Here is a 6,371-nt window from a genome sequence, read left to right as displayed (position 1 = left end):
GTTCTTCCCGCCGTCGCCGCGGCGTTTCATGATGCGGTTCCACAATGTGCTGGAGCGCGCCGGCCGGCCATTGCCGAACGGCGTGTGCTCGAAACGCGCCCAGACGCCGCGCCGGTTGGGCACGACGATGACGACGCGACCGGCAGGCGATAGCACCCGCCAGATCTCGTTCAGCGTCTCGCGCGGGTTTTCGACATGTTCGAGCGAGTGCACCAGCAGCACGCGGTCGATGCAGGAATCGACCAGCGGCAATTCCTCGTCGAAGACCAGCGCGGTCGCCGTCGGCCCCGTCGTCGGCCAGACCACGGCCCCCTGCGTCGCCGGCATGAAAGCAAAGACGCGCTCGGCGTCGGCGCCGAACCGTTCCAGCCACGGCAAGGTGTAGCCGAGCCCGACCAGCCGCTCGTTTGGCACGGCCGCCCAGATCGACGACAGCGCCATGGTGATCGAGCGTTCGGCCAGGCGCCCTAGCGTGGTGGAATAGAAGGAACGGAGATCGACGATATCGGAATGCATGGCCGGGACGGTAGCTTCGAAGCATTGCAAGTTCAACAAAGGCGGATGACATCAGCACCCAAGCGCCCTATGTCTGCGGCGACAACTGCATCGGCCCGAAATCGGTTTCGATTTCGGAAAGCACGATGCAGCAGATAAATAGCTTAGAGCGTCCTTTGTGCGTCCAATTGGACGCACGGCGCTCTGGTGGAGAGATGCGATGCCGGTCGAAATCGAACAGTTCATGTGCCGCAGCGACAATTTCGGCTTGCTGGTGCGTGACCCCAAAAGCGGCCAGACCGCGATCATCGACGCGCCCGAGGAGGCGCCGATCCTGGCCGCGATCGAGCGCACCGGCTGGACGCCGACGCTGATCCTGACCACCCACCACCATGTCGACCATGTCGAGGCCAATCTGGCGCTGAAGGAGCGCTTCAAGCTGCGTATCATCGGACCGGAAGCGGAAAAGGAAAAGATCCCCGGCATCGACGAGACGGTCGGTGAAGGCTCGGTCGTCCGCCTCGGCGAGGAAAAGATCGATGTCATCGCCACGCCCGGCCATACGGCTGGTCACGTCTCCTACCATCTGCCGGCCTCGAAAGTGGCCTTCACCGCCGACACGCTGTTTGCGCTGGGCTGCGGCCGGCTGTTCGAGTGCAAGCCGCCGGTGATGTACGCTTCGCTGAAGAAGCTGGCGGCGCTGCCGGCCGACACGGTCGTCTATTGCGGCCATGAATACACGCTTTCCAACGCCCGCTTCGCGCTGACCGTCGACCCGACCAATTCGGCCCTTAAGGAGCGCGCCGCCAGGATCGAGGCGCTGCGCGCCGACAACAAGCCGACATTGCCGACCACGATCGGCGAGGAGCTGTCGACCAATCCGTTCCTGCGCTGGCACGATCCGGCGATCCGCAAGCATCTCGGCATGGAGACGGCGACCGACGCCGAGGTGTTCGCCGAGATTCGCAAGCGCAAGGACAATTTCTGAGCCCAGTGCCAGCTTCCAGCCGATGACCAGTTCCGCCGAAATCATCGCCACGCTCGGCTTGCAGCCGCACCCGGAGGGTGGCTGGTATGCCGAGACCTTTCGCGATGGCGCTGGAGGCGCGCGCGGCCATTCGACCGCCATCTATTTCCTTCTGGAAGAGGGCCAACTGTCGGCCTGGCACCGGGTGAGGGACGCGGCCGAGGTCTGGCACTTCCATGCCGGCGCGCCGCTGGCGCTGTCGATGCATGAGGAAGGCGGCGGCGTGATCGAGCAGGTCCTGGGCATCGCGCTTGCCGCCGGCGAGCGGCCGCAGATCGTGGTGCCGGCCGGCTGGTGGCAGTCGGCGCGCAGCCTCGGCGAATGGACGCTGGTCGGCTGCACCGTGGCGCCGGGCTTCGACTTCGCCGCCTTCGAGATGGCCGAGCCGGGCTGGCAGCCGAAACAGCCTTAGCCGAGTAGAAAACCCAAGCTGATCGCCGCCTGCGCGGCGTAGTAGAGCGCCCAGACCGCGTAGCGCATCCACACCCGATGCGGGGAAATGGCGGCGAGCAGGAATTTTTCGGCGGCGAGCAACCCATCCGACGCCATGAACAGGATGGCGCCGCCGATCACCAGCGTATTGCTGGTGGTGAGCGCCGAAATCCCCATGGCGAGGATCGCCGCGACATAGACGGCGATCGGCAGGCGCAAGGCGGGGCCGACACGGCGCCAGAGTGCCGCCAGCATGACGATCGCGAATGCCGCCATGGCGAGCGCGATCGCGCCGCGCCAGGATTCGGAGCCAAGCACATCCAGCCCGCCGCCGCTTTGCAGGAACAGCGGAACGTAGAGGATATGCGCCGTAAGAAAACTGGCCAGCCCGCCAAGGAAGGCCCTCTCGCCGTCGCGTGACAGGAAGGCATCGCCGACGGCGCTGAGCGCGAGCGCGGCAGCCAACAGAAATGGGCCGCCCTGCATGAGGGCGAGCACCGCCAGCATGGCGACGGCAAGCGTCTTTGCCGCCGAGCGGGCGAGGCTCGGCGGCATGTTGAGCGTGAAAGCGTAGATCACCGCCGCCACCAGCGAGAAAACCAGCGTCGCATTGGCATTGGCATCGATGCCGCCGGGAAACGGCATCATGCGTTTGCCTCACCCGTGGCCGCCCTGCGCAGCAACAGCGACTTCGCGGCAAGCGCCGCGCCGCCGGTGATGAGCACGCAGGCGGCGAGGATGCGCAGCGACGGCTCGGCGACGCCGGCGGATATCAGCACCAGCGTAGACAGCAGCGGCGCGGCGTAGCTCGCCGCGCCCAGCACCTGGATGTTGCCGCGCTTGACGCCGACGTCCCAGGCGTAGAAGGCGGCCCCCACCGGCATCAGGCCAAGGCCGAGCACGGCCAGCCACTGGCCGATGCCGACGGGAAGCACCGTCTGCTCGAGTAGGAAGTGGCAGGCCAGCGAAAGCGCAGACGTCGCGGCGCAAAACCAGGTGACGATCGAGGTCGGCACCGACGGGAAACGCCGCGACAACAGCGAATAGGACGACCACAGCAGGGCGCAGACGCCGGCCATCGCGTAGCCGAAGGCATAGCGCGCGTCGAAGGCGAGCCCGTCGCCCTTGGTGACGATGAGGAAAGTGCCCGCGAGGCCGAGCAGCGCTCCGACGACATGGTTCCAGGCCAGCCGCTCGCCCGGCATCAGCGCCGAGCCGAGCACGATCAGCAGCGGCCACAGATAGGCGATCAGGCTCGCCTCCACCGCCGGCGCGTTGCGCAACGCTGTGAAGTAGAAGAAATGGTAGCCGAATAGGCCGGCAATGCCGATCACCCAGACTTGCGGCGGGATCTTTTTGCTCCGGTCAGCGGCCGGCATCACTAGCCGCGCGGCGAGCCCGACGCACGTGCCGATGGCGAAGGTGATGGCCGACAACAGGAATGGCGGCACCTGACCCGACGCGTCGGTCAAAAGCGCCAGTAGCGACCACATGGCAACCGCCGAGAAGCCGATCAGTGTTGCGCGCCCCATGCCTGTCTCCGGCGGCGCGCAAACGCGCCTAGTTTATGGCTTCGAACCTTCCAGCGCTGATGGTCAGCGGGCCGATCTGGGTCCCGACCGTGGCGCGGATCGGCGCATATACGCCGGTTTGGCCGAGCGGTGCAAACGTCACCATCATGCGGCTCCTGTCCTTGAGAAAATTCAGCGCCTTGCGGCCCTTGCGATACCCCGCCACCGGCTCGAAGCCCATCCGGCAGGTCACTGTGTCGCCCTTGTAGCCCCGCACCGAAATCGACCCTTTCGAGGCATAGGTAAGCGTCAGATTGGCGCGCATCTCGCCGTCGTAGAACTTGACCGTACGCCCGCAGACCTGATCGAGGCTGTCGGCATGGATGACGGTCGCCGCCATCGGATCGAGCACTGACTTCAGGTCGCCCGCGCCAAGCGGTACCCAGCTCTTGGGATCGCGCTTCTTCGGCGCCGGCATGACCTCGGTCGAGGTTACCGCGCCATTGGCGAAGCGGATGTCGACTACCGAGGCCTTCTTGCCCGACGTGTAGTCGGCCCGGAACGCCGCAGGCCGCATCTGCTTGCCTGAAATCGTGCCTTTGGACGAAACCGTGCCCTTTGTGTCGTCGAACAGCTTGGCGAGGCCTGCCGCTGAGACGGTGCCGTTGATCGCGTAATTGTCGCCGTCATAGCGGCTCGAGAACGTCGCCCTGGCCACAGAAAGGCCGAGGAACGACACCGTGTATTCACCCTTGAAGGATTGTGGCGCCGCGGCGGCGAAACTTGCCGTCGGCAGGGCCACGGCAAGCAATCCAGCGAACGCATATGGCAAACGAAGCACAGGGGGGCGAAGCATGGCGGTCCTCGATTTTCAGCCGGGAAACGGGCAATTCCAGGCTGGCATGTCCCTATGTCGCTGGCTTATAGGGAGAAATCCGGCCTTTATATGGAATATGGCCTGACGATGCCGGCTGGCCGGAGCTTGACGCGCCGGTGAAATGCCACTATGGAACGCCAACTTTTTCCATAAGGCCGCCTGACCGAGACCGCGCGCCGCCTGGCGCGGGTCGAATGGTTTGGCCGACCGAGAACTGAAGGTTAGTATCATGTCCCGCACCTGCGAGCTCACTGCCAAGGCAGTCCAGACCGGCAACAATGTGAGCCACGCCAACAACAAGACCAAGCGCCGCTTCCTGCCGAACCTGGTCAATGTGACGCTGATCTCCGAAGTGCTGAACCAGAATGTGCGCCTGCGCATTTCGGCCAACGCGCTGCGTTCGGTCGAGCACCGCGGCGGCCTCGACGCCTTCCTGGCCAAGGCCGACGCCAAGGAGCTGTCGCAGCGCGCCCGTCTGTTGAAGAAGCAGATCGCCAAGAAGCTCGCCGAGCAGCCGGCAGCCTGACGCCTTTCGGCGGATCACCGCCGCTAGCCGGACCGGGAGCGCGAAGCGATTTCCGGTCCGATTTCATATTCGAAGCAAGACGATAGCGTCGTCCACGCCAGGGCGGCGCTCCCGCTGGTTCCATTACCCAGGATAAAAAAATGAATTCCTTCTCGCGTTACCTGCCCTTCGTGGCCGCCATGGCGCTCGTCGTCGTGGCCTCCAACATCCTTGTGCAGTTCCCGATGCAGGGTGAGATCAGCGGCCTGTCACTGGCTGACATCTTGACCTGGGGCGCCTTCACCTACCCCTTCTCTTTCCTGGTCACCGACCTCGCCAACCGCCGCTATGGCCCGACGGTGGCGCGCAGGATCGTCTTCGTCGGCTTCATGACGGCCGTGATCTGCTCGATCCTCGTCCCGCCCTTCCTGTTCCGACACGGCCTGATCGAGTTCGAGACCGCCGTCGACCGGCTGGTGCGCATCGCCGCTGCCTCGGGCGCCGCCTTCCTCACCGCGCAGCTGCTCGACGTCACCGTATTCAACCGGCTGCGCCGGCAGAGCTGGTGGCGCGCGCCGATCGTCGGCACGCTGGTCGGCTCCGTGTTCGACACCATCGTCTTCTTCGGCGTCGCCTTCTCCGCCGCTTTCGCCTTCGCCGGCCCGAACGATGCCTTCGCACTGGAGGCGGCGCCGCTGCTGGGTGTGCTGCCGGTCGAGACCATGCGCTGGGTGTCCTGGGCGCTCGGCGACCTCTCGGTGAAGCTGATCATCGCCGTGGTGGCGCTGATCCCCTACCGGCTGCTCGCCGCTCGCTGGAGCCAGCCGGCGCTGGCGACCTGACCCATGATCCCTTGGGTCCAGCTCGATTCGGCGAAGACGCCGGACGGTGGACAGGAATTGCGCCTGAAGCAGCGTGGTACTGAATTTTCCATCATGCTGGGCACCAACGAGCTGATGAACAGCCGTCTCAGCGGCTCCGAGCAGGCGCTTGCAAAACTCGCCTGCGAAAGGATCGCCGGTCACAAGCAGCCGAAAATCCTGATCGGCGGCCTTGGTATGGGCTTCACGCTGCGCGCCGCCCTTGCCGAGCTTGGCCCGGACGCAAGCATCACCGTCGCCGAACTGGTGCCGGCCGTCGTCGCCTGGGCGCGCGGCCCGATGGCCGGGATTTTCGACGGCTGTCTCGACGACCCCCGCGTCACCATCCAGGAAAGCGATGTCGGGCGCGTCATCGGCGCCGGGATGTCGGCCTGGGACGCCATCCTGCTTGATGTCGACAATGGCCCTGAAGGCATCGTCTACAAGGACAATGACGCCCTCTACCGCGCGGCCGGCCTCGGCCAGGCACGTGCGGCGTTGAAGTCGGGCGGCGTGCTGGCGGTGTGGTCGCAAGGGCCGGACAGCGGCTTCACGCGGCGCCTGAAACAGGCGGGCTTCACCGTCGAGGAGGTCAAGGCGCGTGCCCATGGCAAGCGCGGCGCCCGCCACGTCATCTGGATTGCGGCCAAGCCCTAGGCCCGCC

9 protein-coding genes are annotated in these 6,371 nt (G+C 65.6%); 5 read left to right on the top strand and 4 right to left on the bottom strand.

Going from position 1 to position 6,371, the window contains the following annotated elements:
• Positions 1–516, bottom strand: a 516-nt coding sequence (locus EN745_RS06155) for a methyltransferase domain-containing protein (RefSeq protein WP_245487653.1), incomplete at its 3' end; no start/stop codon positions are given.
• A 199-nt stretch (positions 517–715) separates the two neighbouring features.
• Between EN745_RS06155 and gloB the strand changes: the two genes are divergently transcribed.
• Together gloB and EN745_RS06145 are read left to right on the top strand one after the other, a co-directional pair.
• Positions 716–1,483: a hydroxyacylglutathione hydrolase gene (gloB, locus tag EN745_RS06150; RefSeq protein ID WP_127420783.1), complete on the top strand. Its 768-nt coding sequence runs from the start codon at positions 716–718 to the stop codon at positions 1,481–1,483.
• A 22-nt stretch (positions 1,484–1,505) separates the two neighbouring features.
• Complete coding sequence (locus EN745_RS06145) at positions 1,506–1,934, top strand: cupin domain-containing protein (RefSeq protein ID WP_127420782.1); 429 nt, start codon at positions 1,506–1,508, stop codon at positions 1,932–1,934.
• On the opposite strand, the gene EN745_RS06140 is transcribed toward EN745_RS06145, so the two are convergent.
• Genes EN745_RS06140 through EN745_RS06130 form a run of 3 tightly spaced genes read right to left on the bottom strand, consistent with a single transcriptional unit; the run spans position 1,931 to position 4,306 of the window.
• Positions 1,931–2,602: a lysoplasmalogenase family protein gene (locus EN745_RS06140; RefSeq protein ID WP_127420781.1), complete on the bottom strand. Its 672-nt coding sequence runs from the start codon at positions 2,600–2,602 to the stop codon at positions 1,931–1,933. The genes EN745_RS06145 and EN745_RS06140 overlap by 4 nt on opposite strands.
• Positions 2,599–3,486 (bottom strand): EamA family transporter, encoded by an 888-nt coding sequence (locus EN745_RS06135; RefSeq protein WP_127420780.1) that lies wholly within the window; start codon positions 3,484–3,486, stop codon positions 2,599–2,601. The genes EN745_RS06140 and EN745_RS06135 overlap by 4 nt, the downstream gene beginning before the upstream one ends.
• 28 nt (positions 3,487–3,514) lie before the next feature.
• A complete protein-coding gene (locus EN745_RS06130; RefSeq protein ID WP_127420784.1) occupies positions 3,515–4,306 on the bottom strand; it encodes a DUF3108 domain-containing protein in 792 nt (263 codons plus the stop codon).
• Between the two features lie 265 nt (positions 4,307–4,571).
• Here EN745_RS06130 and rpmB point away from each other — a divergent pair, with 265 nt between their 5' ends.
• From rpmB to EN745_RS06115, 3 genes are all read left to right on the top strand, one after another.
• Complete coding sequence (rpmB, locus tag EN745_RS06125) at positions 4,572–4,868, top strand: 50S ribosomal protein L28 (RefSeq protein WP_095804527.1); 297 nt, start codon at positions 4,572–4,574, stop codon at positions 4,866–4,868.
• A gap of 140 nt (positions 4,869–5,008) precedes the next feature.
• Entirely contained in the window at positions 5,009–5,689 is a 681-nt protein-coding gene (locus EN745_RS06120; RefSeq protein WP_127420779.1) for a queuosine precursor transporter, read from the top strand.
• A 3-nt stretch (positions 5,690–5,692) separates the two neighbouring features.
• Complete coding sequence (locus EN745_RS06115; protein ID WP_127420778.1) at positions 5,693–6,364, top strand: hypothetical protein; 672 nt, start codon at positions 5,693–5,695, stop codon at positions 6,362–6,364.
• Positions 6,365–6,371: the final 7 nt, after the last annotated feature.

This window comes from Mesorhizobium sp. M4A.F.Ca.ET.022.05.2.1 (genome assembly GCF_003998845.1).
Taxonomy (GTDB): domain Bacteria; phylum Pseudomonadota; class Alphaproteobacteria; order Rhizobiales; family Rhizobiaceae; genus Mesorhizobium.
The sequence above is the reverse complement of the archived record's forward strand: the minus strand, read 5'-3'. Positions and strand labels throughout refer to the sequence as shown.